This window comes from Acinetobacter sp. GWC1_38_13, from assembly GCF_001767535.1.
GTDB classification, from domain to species: domain Bacteria; phylum Pseudomonadota; class Gammaproteobacteria; order Pseudomonadales; family Moraxellaceae; genus Acinetobacter; species Acinetobacter junii.
Genome location: NZ_MELG01000097.1, coordinates 21,056 through 39,281, shown reverse-complemented (window position 1 = coordinate 39,281; position 18,226 = coordinate 21,056). Strand labels below are relative to the sequence as shown.

At 37.7% G+C, this 18,226-nt stretch carries 19 protein-coding genes; 8 read left to right on the top strand and 11 right to left on the bottom strand.

Going from position 1 to position 18,226, the window contains the following annotated elements:
• Positions 1–745, bottom strand: a 745-nt coding sequence (locus A2003_RS10355; RefSeq protein ID WP_286687305.1) for a TIGR01777 family oxidoreductase, incomplete at its 3' end; no start/stop codon positions are given.
• 76 nt (positions 746–821) lie between these two features.
• A complete protein-coding gene (locus tag A2003_RS10350; protein ID WP_004952749.1) occupies positions 822–1,268 on the bottom strand; it encodes an ABZJ_00895 family protein in 447 nt (148 codons plus the stop codon).
• Positions 1,269–1,575: 307 nt separating this feature from the next.
• Here A2003_RS10350 and A2003_RS10345 point away from each other — a divergent pair, with 307 nt between their 5' ends.
• Genes A2003_RS10345 through A2003_RS10335 form a run of 3 tightly spaced genes read left to right on the top strand, consistent with a single transcriptional unit; the run spans position 1,576 to position 3,059 of the window.
• On the top strand, positions 1,576–1,953 hold the full coding sequence (locus A2003_RS10345; protein WP_125297732.1) for a VOC family protein: 378 nt from the start codon (positions 1,576–1,578) through the stop codon (positions 1,951–1,953).
• Positions 1,954–2,003: 50 nt separating this feature from the next.
• The gene (locus A2003_RS10340; RefSeq protein WP_243484278.1) at positions 2,004–2,660 is read left to right on the top strand and encodes a hypothetical protein; all 657 of its coding nucleotides are present in this window, start codon (positions 2,004–2,006) and stop codon (positions 2,658–2,660) included.
• A 3-nt stretch (positions 2,661–2,663) separates the two neighbouring features.
• Positions 2,664–3,059, top strand: coding sequence for an SMI1/KNR4 family protein (locus A2003_RS10335; protein ID WP_286687304.1), 396 nt, complete (start codon positions 2,664–2,666; stop codon positions 3,057–3,059).
• 67 nt (positions 3,060–3,126) lie between these two features.
• Here A2003_RS10335 and A2003_RS10330 read toward each other — a convergent pair whose 3' ends face one another.
• The gene (locus tag A2003_RS10330) at positions 3,127–3,909 is read right to left on the bottom strand and encodes a crotonase/enoyl-CoA hydratase family protein (RefSeq protein ID WP_151707906.1); all 783 of its coding nucleotides are present in this window, start codon (positions 3,907–3,909) and stop codon (positions 3,127–3,129) included.
• 158 nt (positions 3,910–4,067) lie between these two features.
• On the opposite strand from A2003_RS10330, the gene A2003_RS10325 reads away from it, so the two are divergent.
• A complete protein-coding gene (locus A2003_RS10325; RefSeq protein WP_286687303.1) occupies positions 4,068–5,318 on the top strand; it encodes an exonuclease SbcCD subunit D in 1,251 nt (416 codons plus the stop codon).
• A 9-nt stretch (positions 5,319–5,327) separates the two neighbouring features.
• Entirely contained in the window at positions 5,328–8,924 is a 3,597-nt protein-coding gene (locus tag A2003_RS10320) for an AAA family ATPase (RefSeq protein WP_286687302.1), read from the top strand.
• On the opposite strand, the gene A2003_RS10315 is transcribed toward A2003_RS10320, so the two are convergent.
• Entirely contained in the window at positions 8,921–9,607 is a 687-nt protein-coding gene (locus A2003_RS10315; protein WP_286687301.1) for a YggS family pyridoxal phosphate-dependent enzyme, read from the bottom strand. The genes A2003_RS10320 and A2003_RS10315 overlap by 4 nt on opposite strands.
• A 127-nt stretch (positions 9,608–9,734) precedes the next feature.
• Between A2003_RS10315 and A2003_RS10310 the strand changes: the two genes are divergently transcribed.
• Both A2003_RS10310 and A2003_RS10305 read left to right on the top strand, forming a co-directional pair.
• Positions 9,735–10,772 (top strand): type IV pilus twitching motility protein PilT, encoded by a 1,038-nt coding sequence (locus A2003_RS10310; RefSeq protein WP_004960020.1) that lies wholly within the window; start codon positions 9,735–9,737, stop codon positions 10,770–10,772.
• Positions 10,773–10,797: 25 nt separating this feature from the next.
• Positions 10,798–11,916 (top strand): PilT/PilU family type 4a pilus ATPase, encoded by a 1,119-nt coding sequence (locus tag A2003_RS10305; RefSeq protein ID WP_004913902.1) that lies wholly within the window; start codon positions 10,798–10,800, stop codon positions 11,914–11,916.
• Positions 11,917–12,012: 96 nt separating this feature from the next.
• On the opposite strand, the gene fur is transcribed toward A2003_RS10305, so the two are convergent.
• Positions 12,013–12,450 carry a ferric iron uptake transcriptional regulator gene (fur, locus tag A2003_RS10300; protein WP_004952725.1) on the bottom strand — a complete coding sequence of 146 codons (438 nt, stop codon included), beginning with the start codon at positions 12,448–12,450 and terminating at the stop codon, positions 12,013–12,015.
• Between the two features lie 111 nt (positions 12,451–12,561).
• Between fur and A2003_RS10295 the strand changes: the two genes are divergently transcribed.
• Positions 12,562–12,960 (top strand): outer membrane protein assembly factor BamE, encoded by a 399-nt coding sequence (locus A2003_RS10295; RefSeq protein WP_004913908.1) that lies wholly within the window; start codon positions 12,562–12,564, stop codon positions 12,958–12,960.
• Between the two features lie 55 nt (positions 12,961–13,015).
• Here the strand turns inward: A2003_RS10295 and A2003_RS10290 are convergent, their stop codons facing one another.
• From A2003_RS10290 to argB, 6 genes are all read right to left on the bottom strand, one after another.
• On the bottom strand, positions 13,016–13,339 hold the full coding sequence (locus tag A2003_RS10290) for an RnfH family protein (protein ID WP_286687300.1): 324 nt from the start codon (positions 13,337–13,339) through the stop codon (positions 13,016–13,018).
• Positions 13,339–14,418, bottom strand: coding sequence for a hypothetical protein (locus A2003_RS10285; RefSeq protein WP_286687299.1), 1,080 nt, complete (start codon positions 14,416–14,418; stop codon positions 13,339–13,341). Before A2003_RS10285 ends, A2003_RS10290 begins: the two co-directional genes overlap by 1 nt.
• A gap of 238 nt (positions 14,419–14,656) precedes the next feature.
• Entirely contained in the window at positions 14,657–15,112 is a 456-nt protein-coding gene (locus A2003_RS10280) for a bacteriohemerythrin (protein ID WP_004913914.1), read from the bottom strand.
• A gap of 282 nt (positions 15,113–15,394) precedes the next feature.
• Positions 15,395–16,243 (bottom strand): class II glutamine amidotransferase, encoded by an 849-nt coding sequence (locus A2003_RS10275; protein ID WP_286687298.1) that lies wholly within the window; start codon positions 16,241–16,243, stop codon positions 15,395–15,397.
• A 101-nt stretch (positions 16,244–16,344) separates the two neighbouring features.
• Complete coding sequence (locus A2003_RS10270) at positions 16,345–17,121, bottom strand: GNAT family N-acetyltransferase (protein WP_286687297.1); 777 nt, start codon at positions 17,119–17,121, stop codon at positions 16,345–16,347.
• Positions 17,122–17,324: 203 nt separating this feature from the next.
• Positions 17,325–18,224: an acetylglutamate kinase gene (gene argB, locus A2003_RS10265; RefSeq protein WP_004913920.1), complete on the bottom strand. Its 900-nt coding sequence runs from the start codon at positions 18,222–18,224 to the stop codon at positions 17,325–17,327.
• Positions 18,225–18,226: the final 2 nt, after the last annotated feature.

Sequence of the window (18,226 nt, the reverse complement as noted above, 5' to 3'; positions counted from 1 at the left end):
AGGGTTTTCGCTTTAAGATTTTGCTAGCAATCTTAACGAATTGCTGTTGATTTGTTTGCTCAGGTGCAACGAGATTGTAAACCTTCTGCGCACTATTGGAGTCAAATAAAAACTCTATTGCACTTAACACATCTTGGATATGAATCCACACTACTGGTTGTTGCCCTGAACCAATCTTACCCGCGGCATTTAATCGAATCGGCAACAACATTTGCGGCAAAATTCCACCACCTTGACCAAATACAATCCCCAAACGAATAATCTTCGTATTCTGTTGGGAAAACTTTAAAGCTGTTTGCTCCCAAGCTTGGCAAAGCTCAGACATAAAAATCGCCTGCGCTGGGGTGTTTTCATCACAACTGGTATTCCATTGCTCTTGTGGATCAATACCATAGTAGCCAATCGCTGAGCCAGAAATAATGCATTTAGGAAAAATCTGTTGCTGTTGCAACCACTCATAAAGTCGTTGGGTGGTATTGACACGACTATTAATTAATTGCTGTTTACGCTCACTACTCCAGCGTTTTTGACCAATATTTTCGCCCGCAAGATTGATGACATAATCAATTTGTTGGGTTTGAATCTGCTCAAATGAAGTCACCCATTGCAGATCAGGATGTTGTGAAGATTTATTTGTTTGTCGTGTTAGCGCAATGACCTTGTACTGTTTTTTCAACAAAAAAGGTAAAAGATGAGAACCAATAAATCCACTCGCCCCTGTTACCAATACAGTCAATTTTTGCATCGCACTACCTATCAAAAATCATTTGTATAGATAGTCTTAACAGAACAAGGGTGAATTACAAGTGAACTTTATTAACCTAGTTAAACATCTTGTTCGCCATTCGTTGTGCTTGTGCGCCATAGAACCACAATGTGATCAAATATAGAGGTATTGCAAGCATCAACCACATTACTACAACGATCATGAGAAAATTTGGCTGCTGTAAATACGCAATAAAGTTCTGCCAAACTTCAGGATCATTGCGACTAAAAATGAATAAACCGAGTAATAATCCAAATAAGTTGTACCCCCAAAAAATTAAACTAAACATGAAAGTGAGTTTATTTTTTTCAGTTGCAGTTGGGGCACGGCGTTGCTGTTTTAAAAATTTGAATAAAACAAAAATAATAGCAATCAAATACGGAATTGCTGTGAGTACACCTGCAATATTATTTGGTAAAATAGCAGCCAGCACGCCTGCTACCAAAGTTGAAACCAAACAAATAATAAAAAACCATAAATAATATAAACGAAGTGAAATCATGTAGTTAAACCCAATTTGAGTGGTTTCATTAATTAATTATAAATTTTTTTCACTTTTTTTTCATTTTTATGTCAACCGATCAACATTCTTTAGCGTTATATAGGGTACAAGGTCGCAGCAACCGAATTTAAATTGCACGGCATCCGCAACGATTTTCGGTGACCTTTCATTATGACTCTCCATCTTTAGCATTTGTTTTGTTAGCAGCCAAAACTTTTGATAAAGATTTTGACCGACGATTTATCATCACTCGAATCGTCGGTTTTTATTTTTCTAATGATACAAAAATAAAAATATAGGATTAGCCATGAACTCGATTATCTATTTTGAAATTCAATCCTCGAATCCCAAACGCGATACTCAATTTTATCAAAATGTCTTTGGTTGGCATTTCGAGCATGTTGATGGCTTACCCATAGAATATTATCGTATCGAAACGGAAGGAATTCATGGTGGATTACTGCAACGTCCAGTCGCAATCCCTTCAACTGAATGCGGTACCAATGCCTTTACCTGCACGATTGAAGTAGATAATTTTGATGAAATCGCAGCCAAAATTTTAAGCTTGGGCGGTCTTATAGCGATGGATAAATTTGCGATTCCTCATCGTTGTTGGCAAGGCTATTTTCTCGACCTAGACAATAATGTCTTTGGTATATGCGAAATAGATGAGAATGCAAAATGACAGTGTTATACTAAATTTTCTTAAAATTAAGATAGTTAATTCAAATAAAAATGAAATGTCCAAACTGTCAAAACGAAGTTGTGAATGAGAATATCAATATCCAAACGGATATGGGGAAATGTCAAAACTGCAATCATCTATTCAGAGTATCTGAAAATTTTGATTCATCACCCCAATTCGCTTTTGATATTAATCAACCACCCAAAGGTGCTTGGTATAAAAATGACATGCAAGAAATTAAACTTGGTGCAACCTTAAGAAGTCCAATCGCCTTTTTCTTGGTTCCATTTATGCTGATATGGTCAGGTGGTTCATTGGGTGGGATTTATGGTACCCAAATAGCAAACCAAGAATTTAGTCTTTTACAAAGTTTATTTGGTATCCCATTTATCATCGGTACATTAATCTTTGGCTTTTTTACTTTACTCGTCCTGTTTGGAAAAGTTGAACTCACCATAGATCGTCAAGGTGGAAAGGTTTTTACAGGCATTGGGAAATTAGGTAAATCCAAATCTTTTATGTGGAATGAAGTGAGTCGAATCAGAGAAAATCAAATTCAAAATGCTTCCAACAAACAACAAGGACAAATCTTTATAGATGCCGCGCAACCCATTCGCTTTGGTTTGGGCTTGTCTCCAGAACGTCAACATTATATATTTCATACATTAAAACGAATACAAATGCAGTATAAACCTGAAAGAAGATGATTCATGGCTTTTCCAATTGAGGAACAATATATTTTAGACGCTGAGAAAGAACTCAACCTTGTATTTCCATCATCTTTTAAAAATAAAATGATGATTGAAAATGGTGGCGATGTTTTTGTTGAAAATGATAATTGGCAAATTTTCCCATTTTTCGATCGATCCAATCAAAAAAGAAAAATACGTACATGCAACCATATCTTGCATGAAACAAAAATTGCGAAACAATGGACTGGCTTTCCATTACATGCCATTGCGATCGCCCGTAATGGATGCGGAGATTATTTAATTTTTCTTCCGCAGAAACACGCCCCACATACGCTTTCAGATCTAGTCCATATTTGGTTTCATGGCACCAATGAAATTCAACCCGTTGATTTAGATTTTAAAACGTTGGTATAGAGCCTATCTTAAAATGCTAAATCAACTTATCGCATCAGTATTTGATGATTAAAATAAAAATTTGGAATTATTTACCCTGAAACTGTGGCAAACGTCTTTCAAGCATGGCTCGAACACCCTCTTGAGCATCCTCAGATTCAAATAGTGGTTTAAGGTAGTTATCCATTTTATCAAACGCAACTGTATGCCCTAAAGTCACTCCATCGGTTGCAGAAGCTAATAGAGCCTGCACAGCAAGTGGCGCAGCAATACAAATCTCTTTAGCAACTTCGATCGCACGCTCAAGTTGCTTACCTTTTTCTACAACCTCAGAAACAAGATTCAACTCATTGGCTTTTTGAGTATCAAAGGTTTTACCTGTAAGCAAATAAGGCATCGCTTTTTGCCAACCTGCTGCCTGTACAAAACGAACCGTTGCACCGCCAAAAGGCATAATCCCCCGTAGTACTTCGAGTTGCCCAAACACAGTATCTTCACTGGCTATTACCACATCTGCATTGAGCATGAGTTCCACTCCAGCAGTATAACAAATACCCTGCACTGCAACCACAACAGGTTTAGTTCTATGTCTTCCTCCAACGCCCCAAGGATTAATTTGAGCATCGGCAAAATTAAAAATCCCATGCGGAATTTTCGGTTGTAATTCCACTAGGTCTAGACCAGCGGTAAAATGATCTCCATGCGCAAAAATGACAGCACAACGTAATTCAGGATTATTTTCATATTCTGTTAATGCTAAAGATAAATCCTCAATCATATGGCTATCAAAGGCATTGCGTTTTGCCACACGATCTAAACCGATCAACATAATATGATCAATCATTTCACGGCTTACTTTTCCTAAGCTCATTTTCTATTTCCTATTATTTAGTTTTTCGGTACCAAACTAGTTGATCGTTTTAAAATGATCAAGCGATATCTTGTAGCTACTTTCTGCTTGGCTAAGCTCTACTTTTTTCTAGAATACGTGCTACCTTATTCGCATTCATTTCATTATTAGATTCACTTATGACCGTGCGTTTTTTTCATACTTCTGACTGGCATCTGGGACAGTTTTTTTACAACCATTCCCGCCACTACGAACATGAACAATTTCTTGCATGGTTACTTGAGCAAATCAAAATTAAACAACCGCATGCCTTACTCATTGCAGGCGATATTTTTGATGTAATCAATCCGAGCTCACAAGCACAAAAACAGCTTTATCAATTCCTTGCCGATGCGCATGATCTTGCACCACAGATGCAAACATTGATGATTGCGGGAAATCATGATTCAGGCTATCGGATTGAACAAGTTGAACCCTTACTTGAAAAGTACAATGCCAAAACAGTCGGAGTAATTCGCTGGAATGAAGATAAAAGCTTAGATTTAGATCGTTTAATTTTGCCGATTTATGATGAACAAAAACAGATTGTCGCATGGTGCATTGCCCTGCCTTTCTTACGTTCAGCCGAAATCACAGGTTTCAATGAAAACACCACAAACAGTCAAAATGCGATTGCTTATTTACATCAACATTTAATCGCAGAAGCAAAACGCCGTAAAACCGATGATCAAGCTTTAATTCTGATGTCACATGCACATATGCAAGGTGGTGAAACTTCAGATTCTGAACGACCAATTATTATTGGTAATGAAGAAGCACTTTCAACCACGCTGTTTGACGATGAGATTGACTATGTGGCTTTAGGTCATCTGCATAAGCCACAGAAAGTTGGGCAAGATCACATCCGTTATAGTGGCTCTCCAATTCCTTTGTCATTTAGTGAAATTAACTATAAACACCAAGTGCTTGAAGTCACGATAGATCCTATTGAAACTGGAAATCAAGTTGAGTTTGAAGCAATTGCCATTCCACGAGCGATTCAATTACACAAAATTAAAGGTGAACTCAATGACGTCATGCAGCGACTCAAAAATCTGCCACAGGGCCTCATTGAATGTATAGATCATCGTGAATATGTTGATATTGAATATCACACAGCCACGCCTCCTCAACCGAATCTCAGACAACAATTTGAAGATGCCCTGCCTAAAGATCGTTACCGTTTAGTGCGGATTTCACGACAATATTTATCCAATCAAACCAATGCAGAAATTGAATCAAAAATTAATTTAGAGCCACCAACACCCGAAAAACTGTTTCAACAAATTTGGGAGAAAAAAGGCTATAGCGCTGATGATGAAGTCACCAAAGACTTTTTAAGCTTAGTTGCTGAAGCACAGAAAAAACTTGAAGATGATCAAACAGTTTAAGGATTTGCCATGAAAATTTTATCCATTCGACTAAAAAATCTGGCATCTCTTGCAGGTGAGCATTTTATTGATTTTGAAAGTGAACCTTTAGCACATGCTGGATTGATTGCGATTATAGGAAAAACAGGTGCAGGTAAATCCACGATTTTAGATGCGATGTGCCTTGCCCTATTTAATCAAATCCCACGACTAAAAGGCAGTGATGGCAAACTAATCGATGTAGATGGATCAGAATTGCTGACAAACTCTCCTCTCACTGTATTACGTCGTGGTACTGGACACGGTTTTGCCGAGCTGTGTTTTGTCGCACAGGATCAAAAACATTATTTAGCGCGTTGGGAAATTAAACGTGCACGTGAAAATGCCAGTGGCAAACTGCAAAGTGTACAACGCTCATTGAAATGCCTCACCGATGGCGTGGTTGTCGCAGATAAAACCAAAGCCGTCGAAACTCATATTCAACAAATTACGCAGCTCAGTTTTGAACAATTCACGCGTGCCGTGTTACTGGCACAATCCGAAGTCACCACCTTTTTAAAAGCACGGGATAATGAACGTGGTGAATTATTGGAATATCTGACCAACTCCAGTATTTTTGCCAAGATTGGACAGTTGGCTTTTGAAAAAACCAAAGAAGTTCGCTTACAACGAGAAAAATTAGAAAGTGTTTTAGGACACATTGAAATTCGTTCTGATGAAGAAATCGCTGAGTTACAACAGCGATTCAAACAGCTACAGCAACACGTGCAACAACTTGAAAATGAAAAAAATCAATTCAGACAACAACAACAGTGGTTTGAACAACGCGATAAAATCAATAAAGACATAGCGTTAAAAAAACAAGACTATGATCTGCAACTTAAAACCCAAGAAAAAATCGCCAAAGATCGGCACTTACTGAGTCAATTAGAAACATTTTCCGAGATACGTCCTGTTGTTTTTCAACAACAACAGTTGCAAAAAACATTGCGACAACTCGCGCCACAAATTCAACAAAAGCACAATGAATTTAGTGCCTTAACCACTCAATTTGAGCAACAAAAAACACTTTATTCTCAAGCAGAAACAACACTCAATCAATTTCAAGATTTCGAGCAAAAGCATCAAACTGAACTGGCACAAGTACGCAAGTTTGTGCAAGAACGTGACTATATTGCTGAAGAATATAAGAAAACAAAGATTCGACTGACTCAATTGGAAAGTCAACAGCAACCACTCATCGAGCAACAACAACAGCTTGAACAAAGCATCCAAAACTTGAGTGCGCAACATACAGCTTGCTTAGAACAGTTAAAACATAGTGCTCAATATGCTTCTTTAGATAACGGCTTACATGCCCATATTCAACAACTCAAGCAATTTATTCAGCAATATCAAAAAGTAGAAAACACGTTAGGTTCTATTCAACAAGCACAGACCCAACTTAAGCAAGATCAAAACACATTCAATAGTTTAATCACGCAATTTGGCACGACCCAACAAATTGAACAGCGTATTGAGCAACAATCGAAACTAAAAGAAACCCAACAAATTCACCTCAATCAATTGGATGTAATTCAACAAAAACTTCAGCATTATTTTGAATTAAAAAATGAGGTCCTTACGCAGCAAAACAAATTAGAAGCTGTACAAAAGCAAGCTCAACAGCTAGAACAACACAGCAAAAAAGCTGAGCAAGATTATCAGGCTGCTAAAACTGAACGTGAAAAACTTCAACAGGTTTTGCAACAACAAAGGCTGTTGCATGCTGAAAATATTGAACATCTACGTGCTGAACTCAAACACGGCGAAGCTTGCCTTGTCTGTGGTAGTACCGAACATCCTTATCGTGATGACGAGAACCAAATCTCTAAAGCTCTATATGCCTTGCAACAACAACAAGAACAGCAAGCGATTCAACAGGAACAACAACTTTTCCAACTTTGGCAAAAAGCTCAACAACAATTCACTCAAAGCGATACTGAACAAAATCAATTGCAACAGCAGTTGCAGCAATTGAATGAAAAAGTAAAAGCACATGATCAGGTGTTACAGCAGCATGTATCACAGACGAATATCCAGCTCGATTTCAGTCTCACTGAGTATGACATCACAACTAAGATGCAAACATTCATTTTAGAAGCGTCACAAACTCAACAGCAGCTTGAAAAGGAATTATTACAACTTAATCAAGCCAATAAAGATCAGCATGTGCTTCATCAAAACATTCAAAATACACTTTATCAACTTCAGACCGTAGAGAATTTACATCAACAGATTCAACATATCGTGGATTGTCTTAATGCAGACGCTAAAATTGCTTGGTCTAAACATGACATGTCAATCTCACAACACATATTGCAAGCATTGCAGCAACGTAGCCAACAACTAGAGCATGCGGAATCTCTCATCAAACAGAAAGAACAAATTGATCAGCAGTTGAATGTTTTAAAGACCAATTTGAGGGGACTCACTATGCAACAAGCAGAATGTGCGCAACAATTAAAAGACATCGAGATTAAAGGTAAACAGAATACGGATGCTGCTAATCAACTGATTATCACCATGACAGGTTCAGCTGAAATCAAAGCCAATGAATGGTTACAACAGCATGATCAACAACGTCAGCAATTGCAGAGTAAATATCAGCAAGTGAAGCAAAGTTTTGAACAAGCTCGTCAACATTTTGAGCAGCAGAAAAATGTGCTCGAACAACTCAAAGCACAGCAGCAACAAAATCATGATTCTCTTGAACGATGTAAAACTGAAATCACTAATTGGTTAGCCCAGCATCAAAATTTTGCAGAAGATCAACTCAGTGAATTACTTGCGTTTTCATCAACTCAGGAACAGCAGATTCGAAATGCAATACAACAAGCGGACCGTGCTTTGAGTGAAGCGAATTCTGCACTCAAAACTATGCAAGAACAGTTGAATGTACATCTTCTATCAGAACCCAATATTCAAGTTGAACAACTCACTGAATTGATAAATGCCAATCAAGACATTTTACAACAGACAACAGATCAACGAGATCAACTTAAACTGCAATTGGAAGTTCATCAGCAAAATTTAGCCAAACAAAAGCAATTTGCTGATCAGATTCAACAGATCCAGCAACAAGAGCACCGCTGGAATAAGATTTCTAGTCTAATTGGCGACTCTAAAGGTAAAGAATTCCGTGATTTAGCCCAACAGTACAATCTCGATATTTTACTTGAATATGCCAATCAACAACTGGCGATGCTGTCACAGCGCTATACCTTAAAACGTTTGGATAATTCACTCAGTCTTGCGATTATTGATCATGATATGGATGGCGAAACCCGTTCGGTTGCTTCACTGTCTGGTGGGGAATCATTCCTCACTGCCCTCGCAATTTCCTTGGCGATTGCCAATATGGCATCAGGTTCAATGAAAATCGAATCGCTGTTTATTGATGAGGGCTTTGGCACCTTGGATGCATCTTCTCTGCATATGGTAATGAATGCACTAGATCAACTACAAAGCCAAGGACGTAAAGTCATTTTAATCTCGCACATTCAGGAAATGCATGAACGTATTCCTGTGCAAATTCAGGTACAGCCAATTGGTTCAGGTTCAAGTCGGATTGAAGTGGTGGGTTAAAGTGAATAATCCCTTGCCCCAAACAATGCAGTCCCAACTCTAACCATGGTTGAACCCGCAGCAATTGCTGCATCCAAATCAGCAGACATACCCATACTCAAAGTATCCCAATCTTGAGGCTGTGCATGTAATGATTTCACTTGATCAAATAAATTTTTAGCATCAGCAAATGCAGCAACGTTATCAGGAGCTGGAATCACCATCAAACCACGTAAACGCAAATTTGGTAGTCGGCTGATTTGCTCTACTAATTCTGCGACCTCATTGGGTTCACAACCATCTTTAGAGTCTTGTCCGTCAATATTGACTTGTAAACATATATTTAATAGCTTTTGAGTTTCTAAACGTTGGCTAGATAGGCGCTCTGCGATAATTAAGCGATCAACACCATGTACCCAATCAAACTTTTCAGCTAAATGTTTGGTTTTATTACGTTGTACATGACCAATAAAATGCCATTCAATATCTAAATCTTGTAACTCTTCAATTTTTGCCAACGCTTCTTGTAAATAGTTTTCACCAAAACTCCGTTGACCAACCGCATACATTTCGCGCAAGCTTAAACTAGGATGTGTCTTCGATACAGCCAACAATTGCACAGTATTAGGATCGCGTTGTACACGCAGACACGCCTGCTCAATTTGACTTAATACTTGCATGCGTGATTGTTCTGATTGATTCATTGACACAGTTCTCATTTACGAAATGTTTTTTTGCTTTCACATTCTATAATGTGTTGGTAACACAGAGTGAAAGCCGTATATTATTCTACAAAATAATGAGACATTTTTTGATTGTTTCGGGGAAATTATGGATATTACAGAATTACTCGCGTTTTCAGTAAAAAACGGTGCTTCGGACTTACACCTTTCAGCGGGTATGCCACCAATGATTCGCGTGGATGGTGAAGTTCGCCGTATCAATTTACCAGCATTAGAACATAAAGATGTACACCGTTTAGTGTACGACATTATGAATGACAAACAACGTCGTGATTACGAAGAAGATCTAGAAACGGACTTTTCATTTGAAGTACCAAACATTGCCCGTTTCCGTGTAAACGCATTTAACCAAAACCGTGGTGCGGGTGCTGTATTCCGTACCATTCCATCTAAAGTCTTAACCATGGAAGACTTGGGTTTAGGAACAATTTTCAAAGATATTTGTGACTACCCGCGTGGTATTGTTCTGGTCACTGGTCCAACGGGTTCAGGTAAATCAACGACATTGGCTGCAATGATTGATTATATTAATGAGCATCGTTATGACCATATTTTAACGGTTGAAGACCCAATCGAATTTGTACATCAATCAAAGAAATGTTTGATTAACCAGCGTGAAGTGCATCGTGATACACATGGCTTTAACGAAGCACTTCGTTCAGCCCTTCGTGAAGACCCTGATATTATCCTAGTCGGTGAGATGCGTGACTTAGAGACAATTCGTCTTGCTCTAACCGCAGCAGAAACAGGTCACTTAGTATTTGGTACTCTGCATACCACCTCAGCAGCAAAAACCATTGACCGTGTGATCGACGTATTCCCTGCCGAAGAAAAAGATATGGTTCGTGCGATGTTATCCGAATCATTACAAGCAGTAATTTCACAAACATTGTTGAAAAAGAATGGCGGTGGTCGTGTTGCAGCGCATGAGATCATGATCGGTATTCCTGCGATTCGTAACCTTGTTCGTGAAAACAAAGTTGCACAGATGTACTCTGCGATTCAGACAGGAGCTAACTACGGCATGACCACACTCGATCAAAGTCTTAAAAACTTAGTTTCGAGAGGCATCATTAGCCCTCAAACAGCTCGTACTGTTGCTAAACAACCTGAATCATTCCTATAAAAACTAAAATTAATGGGGAAAGTATATGGATTTTAATGATTTACTCAATCTAATGATTGAACAAAGTGCTTCGGATTTATTTGTTACCGCTGATGTTGAACCTTCAATGAAAATCAACGGTCAGATTGTTCCTGTGGCTAAAGCAAAACTTTCAGGCGAGATTGTAGGTCAGTTATTACACTCAATCATGAGTGATAAACAACGTAAAGAATTCGAAGATACTCGCGAGTGTAACTTCGCAATTATGAACCGTGAGAAAACAGCGCGTTTTCGTGTGAGCGCGTTCCAACAACGTGATATGCCAGGCATGGTATTACGTCGTATCGAAACGGTTATTCCAACGATGGATGAATTAAAACTACCTGCAATCCTCAAAGATTTAGCGATGACCAAACGTGGCATCATTATCTTTGTTGGTGCAACAGGTACAGGTAAATCAACCTCGCTCGCATCAATGATCGGATATCGTAATCAAAACTCTAAAGGTCATATCATCACCATTGAAGACCCGATCGAGTTTGTACATCAACATGCGGGATGTATTGTGACTCAACGCGAAGTCGGTATTGATACAGACTCTTTTGAAGTAGCTTTGAAAAATACACTTCGTCAAGCACCCGATGTGATTTTGATTGGTGAGATTCGTTCTCGTGAAACAATGGACTATGCGATTGCTTTCGCAGAAACAGGTCACTTAGTACTTGCCACACTTCACGCGAATAACGCTAACCAAGCATTAGACCGTATTATTCACTTCTTTGAAGCTGACCGTCATGCTCAGCTGCATATGGATTTATCGCTCAATCTAAGAGCAATGGTCGCTCAACAGTTAATTCCAACGCCTGATGGAAATTCACGCCGAGCAGCTATCGAAATTCTAATTAATACACCGTTACTATCAGATTATATCCGTAAAGGTGAAATTCATGAGATTAAAGACCTCATGAAACGCTCGCGCGAATTAGGCATGCAAACATTCGACCAAGCGCTTTATGATTTATATAAAGCTGGTGAAATCACGTATAAAGATGCGCTTAAACATGCAGACTCACCAAACGATTTACGTCTCACCATTAAACTTTCTGAAGAAGGTGCAGATCAATTGTTAAGTGCAAGTCGCAACATTACATTTGATGGTCAATAAGCTCTCTTAAATCATTAAAAAAAGGAAGGTTTTTGTAACCTTCCTTTTTTATTTGTTTTATTTCAGTGAAAATTTCTATCTTTACTGAAATAACACTTATTTCTTACGATAAGCATCTTTGCATTCTTGATTACTACAGTACCCATATAAATTTAATGAGTGTCCTGTCAAAGTAAAACCATGCTGATCAGCTACAGAATGTTGTTCTTTTTCAATAACATCATTAGTAAATTCAATAACTTTGTTACAGTTTAAACATACTAAGTGATCATGATGATCTTCTTGCATGATTTCAAAAACTGAATGATTATTTTCAAAATGATGACGTTGGATAATTCCTGCAGCTTCAAATTGTGTTAATACACGGTAAACTGTCGCTAAACCAACATCTTCACCTTGCTCAAGCAAAGTTTTATAAATATCTTCTGCACTTAAATGATGTTGTTTCGAATTTTCTAATAATTCCAAAATCTTAATACGAGGAAGGGTAACTTTAAGTCCAGCTTTGCGTAAGTCTTGGTTGGAAATAGGCATGAAAAAAGGTCTCTCAACAAATCTTAAGTTGGAATAGGCAATAGAGTTTAGATGCAGTATGATCTATCCTTGAATCAAATGCATCATCATTTATCAGGATAGTGTAGCAAAATGCAAAAAATCATGCTGGCGTTATTCGTCACTTCAGTACTTAGCGGTTGTTCAGTCTTTGGTGTTTATAAAGTTGATATTCCACAAGGAACACCGTTAACCAAAGCACAAGCATCTCAAGTACAAGTAGGCATGAGCTTTCAGCAAGTTCGCTTCTTGTTGGGTAGTCCAACGGTTACTGATCCACTGAATCCATTACGTTGGGACTATATTTACAACTATATCCCTGGTACATATGCCAAAAAGGCAAAAATACCTGCAGCACATGGACAACATTTAAAAATTTACTTTGATGCAAATGGTAATGTTGAACGCATTGAAGGTTTAGATACAATTCCAGAGTCACAACCTGGTTTACCAGCATCTAAAGAAGCGATCTTAACAGCGCCGCCACTATAACGGCTTTAGGTTATAAAAATAAACCCCTCATGGATTGATCCTTGAGGGGTTTTATTTATGAACTTGATGGTCTAAATCGATTACCTTTCGCAAAACGCCCAACTGGATTCTTTGCAGCACGTTTGCGACGGATGTCTTTAGGATTAATTGTTAAAGAACGATAGATTTCAACCCGATCTCCGATCTGAAGCTGAGTGTCTGGCTGTATTTTGATACCAAACACGCCCAAATGAAGTTTCTCAGGTAAAGTCACCTGCTCGGCTAATCCGCTAGCAATAATCGCTTGTTCAGCCGTCATTCCTTCTAGGAAATCAACTTCTATATGAAATTGTTGCTCAGGTGTCGCATAAGCGACCCATACACATGCATTAGATTTCATTAGATCCATTGTCCAATTACAGCAACAATAGCAATTACAATCGACAGTGGTAGAACTAAACGAACAGCGATACGCCATAAGTTATAGAATAGCTCATTACTGAAACCCATAGATTTACGCAAATGGCTGATTTTCATAATCCAACCAGCAAAAATTGCATAAACCAAACAAACAATTAATCCCCAAACAATCAATAGAAGATTGAAAATCGAACTTAGCTGAGGTGCAGCCCAAACTGCAATTGCAGCAACGATGATCACCCATTGAATTGCTGGAGCTAGTTGACGTTGAGCCAGTTGTTCTTTTGCAAGTTGCATTAATAAAGCAGCAGATACCAATGCAGCAAATAACCATGCAAAAGCAGGGATCTCAACTTGAAGAGAGAAGAATCCAAACGCTACAACTGCAAGTAATTGAGCTAACCAGATCGGTAATACAACTGAAGTTGCGGCTTCTTGTTGACGAACTGTTGCAAGGCTGTTTTGCCAATACAATCCTAATCCTAATCCATTCGCCACAAGCGCAAGAACAGTTGCATTGCCCCACTCTTTAAATTCAATACCAGTCCAATGCCACGCTTGTAATTGAGTGCCAAATAAATTTGCTAACACTAGAGATCCAATTACACCCAAAGTCGTTAAAGCAATTAGAAACTGACGTGGAATAAAAGATAACCCGAGTGCAATCACGGCAAGCACAGCGAAAATGATCTGATTAGATACGCCAAATTGTTTTTGGACTAAAATATCAGATGCTGAAAATAAAATACTACCAGCAAAAAATGGCACTAATACTACAGCCAACCAACCAACTACACGCCATTTTGGAGATGCATCAGCCTCACGTGTTAGATTTGATAAAGCCTGCAAAGCGGTAACTTTAGAACGTTTTGCTAAAGCAATTTCAAGATAACCAATCGGTAGTGCCAATAAAATCATTGTTCCCAACCAAAGCAACCAAAAATCAAATTGGCGCTCAATTTGAATACCTAGAGTTGGTGCTAGTGTTGTGATCATGACAAAAGATAAGCAAAACGCCATCACTGGTGCAAACCAGCGTGACAGAGTTGTGTCCTGCATAATGCATTCCTTGAAAAATCTTTGAACTCATTGCGTTTTATGGAGTTTGCAATGAAATATTCAATCTATTTTGCCTTTCTCCTGTCTGAAAATCAAAACAAAAGATGTCGAAATAAAAAGGCAAATCACCATCTCAGATGATTTGCCGCGCACGAGTTGTTATTGTTTTTATAAGACTCTCTATTTTCACTCATATTTGCCTTATTGTTTTTATCATCTAGAGAGTCGTTTTTTATTATTATGAGAAAAATCTAGAAAACCAGTTTTTTCCCTTTTTCTTTTCATTTTCCTTAATAATTCCCATCATATTTTCTTTGACAGCACCCACATAATCCGCATCATCATGACGAATATGATTAATTAACCATTTTGACAAAGCCTCATGTAATTCTTTATCAATTTCATGCCCTAATTCAAAACGTTCACGATAAGTTTCTATTTTTTTGATAAATAAATCATGAACTCGTTTATGTGGAACACGATATTTGTAGTTTGCTTCTTCTTGTAAACTTTCTTCAAAAGTAAAATGAGATTGCGTATAGTCAATAATATTATCCAAAACTTCTTTCATTTTCACTCGATCATGAGAGTGTTTTAAATCAGCTATTTCATTAATATAATCTAGAATACGGCGATGCTGATCATCAATAACATCTATTCCTGTATTATATTCGACAGACCATTTCAAACCCATATCGAACCCCAAACTCAAGCATATTTATTGAATAAGGACATAATATCGGTAAAAAAAATAAATAAAAACACAGCATTTTTGTCAGATTTTTATTTTTTTCAAATAAATAATTTAACTCATTGTTTTACATTTAATTTAATATTTCCACCCATTAAAACACTCAAGTATTTTTTAACCAAAGTATATAAATTAGCTAAAAACCTGATTAAAATTATCGACTTTAAAAGCCTTAAATATTATATAAATAAATTAAATATAACTATTTATTATCAGCATATTACTCTAATATTGATCTGCCTTAGTAATTCTTTTTAAGCTCGGATCATTCGCTTCACGGATTAGACGATCTACGCGAGTCAAAGCATGTTTAATTGGCTTACCTTCTTTAAATAAAACCATTTCACCTGCTTGATACGCCGTCCATGTTTCATTATGTGTTAATGGTTCAGTAGTAATTACCGCAACACGATCTTCTGGTGTAGTGACTTGACTAAAATCAACTTCTACATCCAAATCAATCAGATGAGCATGTTGGAAAGGATATTCTCGAACTAACCAATGTAACTTTGTCGTGGCATAAGTATATAATGCCTGTCCATTAGACAAACAAAAGTTAAATGTACCGTGTTCAGCGATCTGAGGAGATAAGCGTTCTAATAATGCAAACAAATCATCAAGTGAAGGTTCAATATATCCAAATGTCTCTACCATTTGATCGAGCAAATAACAAAAAGCTCTTTCACTATCCGTATTTCCAACAGGTTCAAAGCGTCCACTTAATCTAGGGGAAAAATCATGCAAATCACCATTGTGGGCAAAAATCCAATGTCTGCCCCACAGCTCTCTTAAAAAAGGATGAGAGTTCTCTAACGTAATTTTACCTTGGGTGGCTTTGCGAATGTGCGCAATCACATTTCGAGATTTGATTGGATAATTACGAACAAGATCTGCGATAGGTGACTCAACTGCCGACTGATTATCGACGAATAAACGACAAGCTTTATCTTCAAAAAAAGCAATACCAAAACCATCACAATGGTCTGATGTCACACCTGCTCGTTGGGAAAAACCACGAAAAGAGAAAGTGATATCAGTGGGTGTAGCGCAATTCATTCCTAATAGCTGGCACATATCTTTGAACTATTTAACATCTATTCCTATTGTGCATGAGGTACAGATGTATTGTAAATCTCAATATGTGCTCACTATTCGAAGATGAATGCTAAATCTAGTTAGCGCTGAACCATTTTATTCATGACAAATGAGGTTGCGATCTTATTTACTTCAAGAAAAACAAAGTAATCTAAGCACTTAAATTCCTCATCAAAAAATGCTTCTTTTGACAACTTTGATTGCATCCCTAGATAAGTCTGAAATAATTTCGGCATGCGTTCATCTTGCGGAAAACTATAATCAGGACGCTCAGGTTCAAACGCTCGCTTTGAGCGAATGTCGATAGTTTGATGATCCGCAAGCTGTTGAATCTGACGGTGCGTGTAATAAGAACGGGCTAAGTTATCTTCGAGATGAATACTTACGCAACCCATCAAATATTTTGCACGCATCGACCAAAGAATTTTTGGTGCCATGTTTAGCCAAAGCATCGACAAAGCTTTACCAGAGCGAAATTGTGGATGCACGCAAGTACGTCCGATTTCAACAATACTCGGTAAGTGTGATAAATGGGGAACGATCTCGAACTCTTGAGCACTATAACTCTGTCCAATCTCATATCCTTGAAATAATTTAAGTCGTGTATAGGCAACAATTTCACCCGACCATTTATCTCTCAATACCGCATGTTCACAACCAAAATCATAAAGATCTTGATCAAGATCATCTTCAAAAGTTAAGCCAAATTGATGTGAAAATTGTTTTGCTCTGAAACGTTGTACATCTTGTAATTCTTTTAAAGTGTCAACCCATTCAAAGCGATACTGATTTTGAGCTGTTTTTTGACGTAAAGGTAAGGTCAAATTTTGACGATAATGATTTAATTTTTCTAGCATAATGAAAGCTCCTTATGACTAGAATCACCTTAAATCCTATTAATGACATTTTAGTGAATGAAAAATGAAGAGATGATGACGGTCATTTATGCTGACCTTTTTAAAAGAGTCTTTGAGACGCAGTACAAAATTTGAATTGAAGAACTATAAATAAAATCCTCCCTTCTATACGAATAAAAGGAAGGATAAGAAAGATTTAAAACTTAATGCTTCGCACGATTGGTAATTAAGGTACCTACACCATGATCAGTAAAAATTTCTAACAAAGTTGCATGCGGTACACGACCATCAACAATATGCGCACTAACCACACCACCTTTTACTGCATCTAGTGCACAACCTACTTTTGGAATCATACCGCCATAGATCACACCTGTTTCAATCAGACGATCAACTTCTTGAGTGGTCAAACCTGTCAATAAGTTTTTATTTTCGTCTAAAACACCAGTGATGTTTGTTAATAAAATTAGCTTCTCCGCACCCAAAGCTTCAGCGACCTTACCAGCAACCAAATCGGCATTAATGTTATAAGTATTACCTTCTTCATCGACACCTAATGGTGCAATCACAGGAATAAAATCACCTTGTGTAAACATCTCTAGAACGTCTGTTTTAACGCCAGTGACTTCACCCACCATACCTAAATCAATTTGTGAAACCGAACCATCAGCTTCTTGTTTTTCCATGAGCAGTTTACGCGCACGAAGTAAATTACCATCTTTACCAGTTAAACCAATTGCACGTCCGCCATGTTGATTGATCAAATTCACGATTGATTTGTTTACACTACCGCCTAAAACCATTTCAACAACTTCCATCGTTGCTTGGTCAGTTACACGCATACCATCAATACGATCAGATTCTTGCCCAAGACGTTTAAGCAAAGAGTCAACTTGTGGACCACCTCCATGTACAACAATTGGATTAAGTCCGACTGTTTTTAATAACACGATGTCACGAGCAAATGAGCTTTCCAACTCAGGATCTGTCATTGCATTGCCACCATATTTAACAACCAACGTTTTACCTGCAAAACGTTGGATATACGGCAAAGCTTCAATTAAAATTTTAGCTTTATCAATGCCGATATGCTCATGTGGCATAT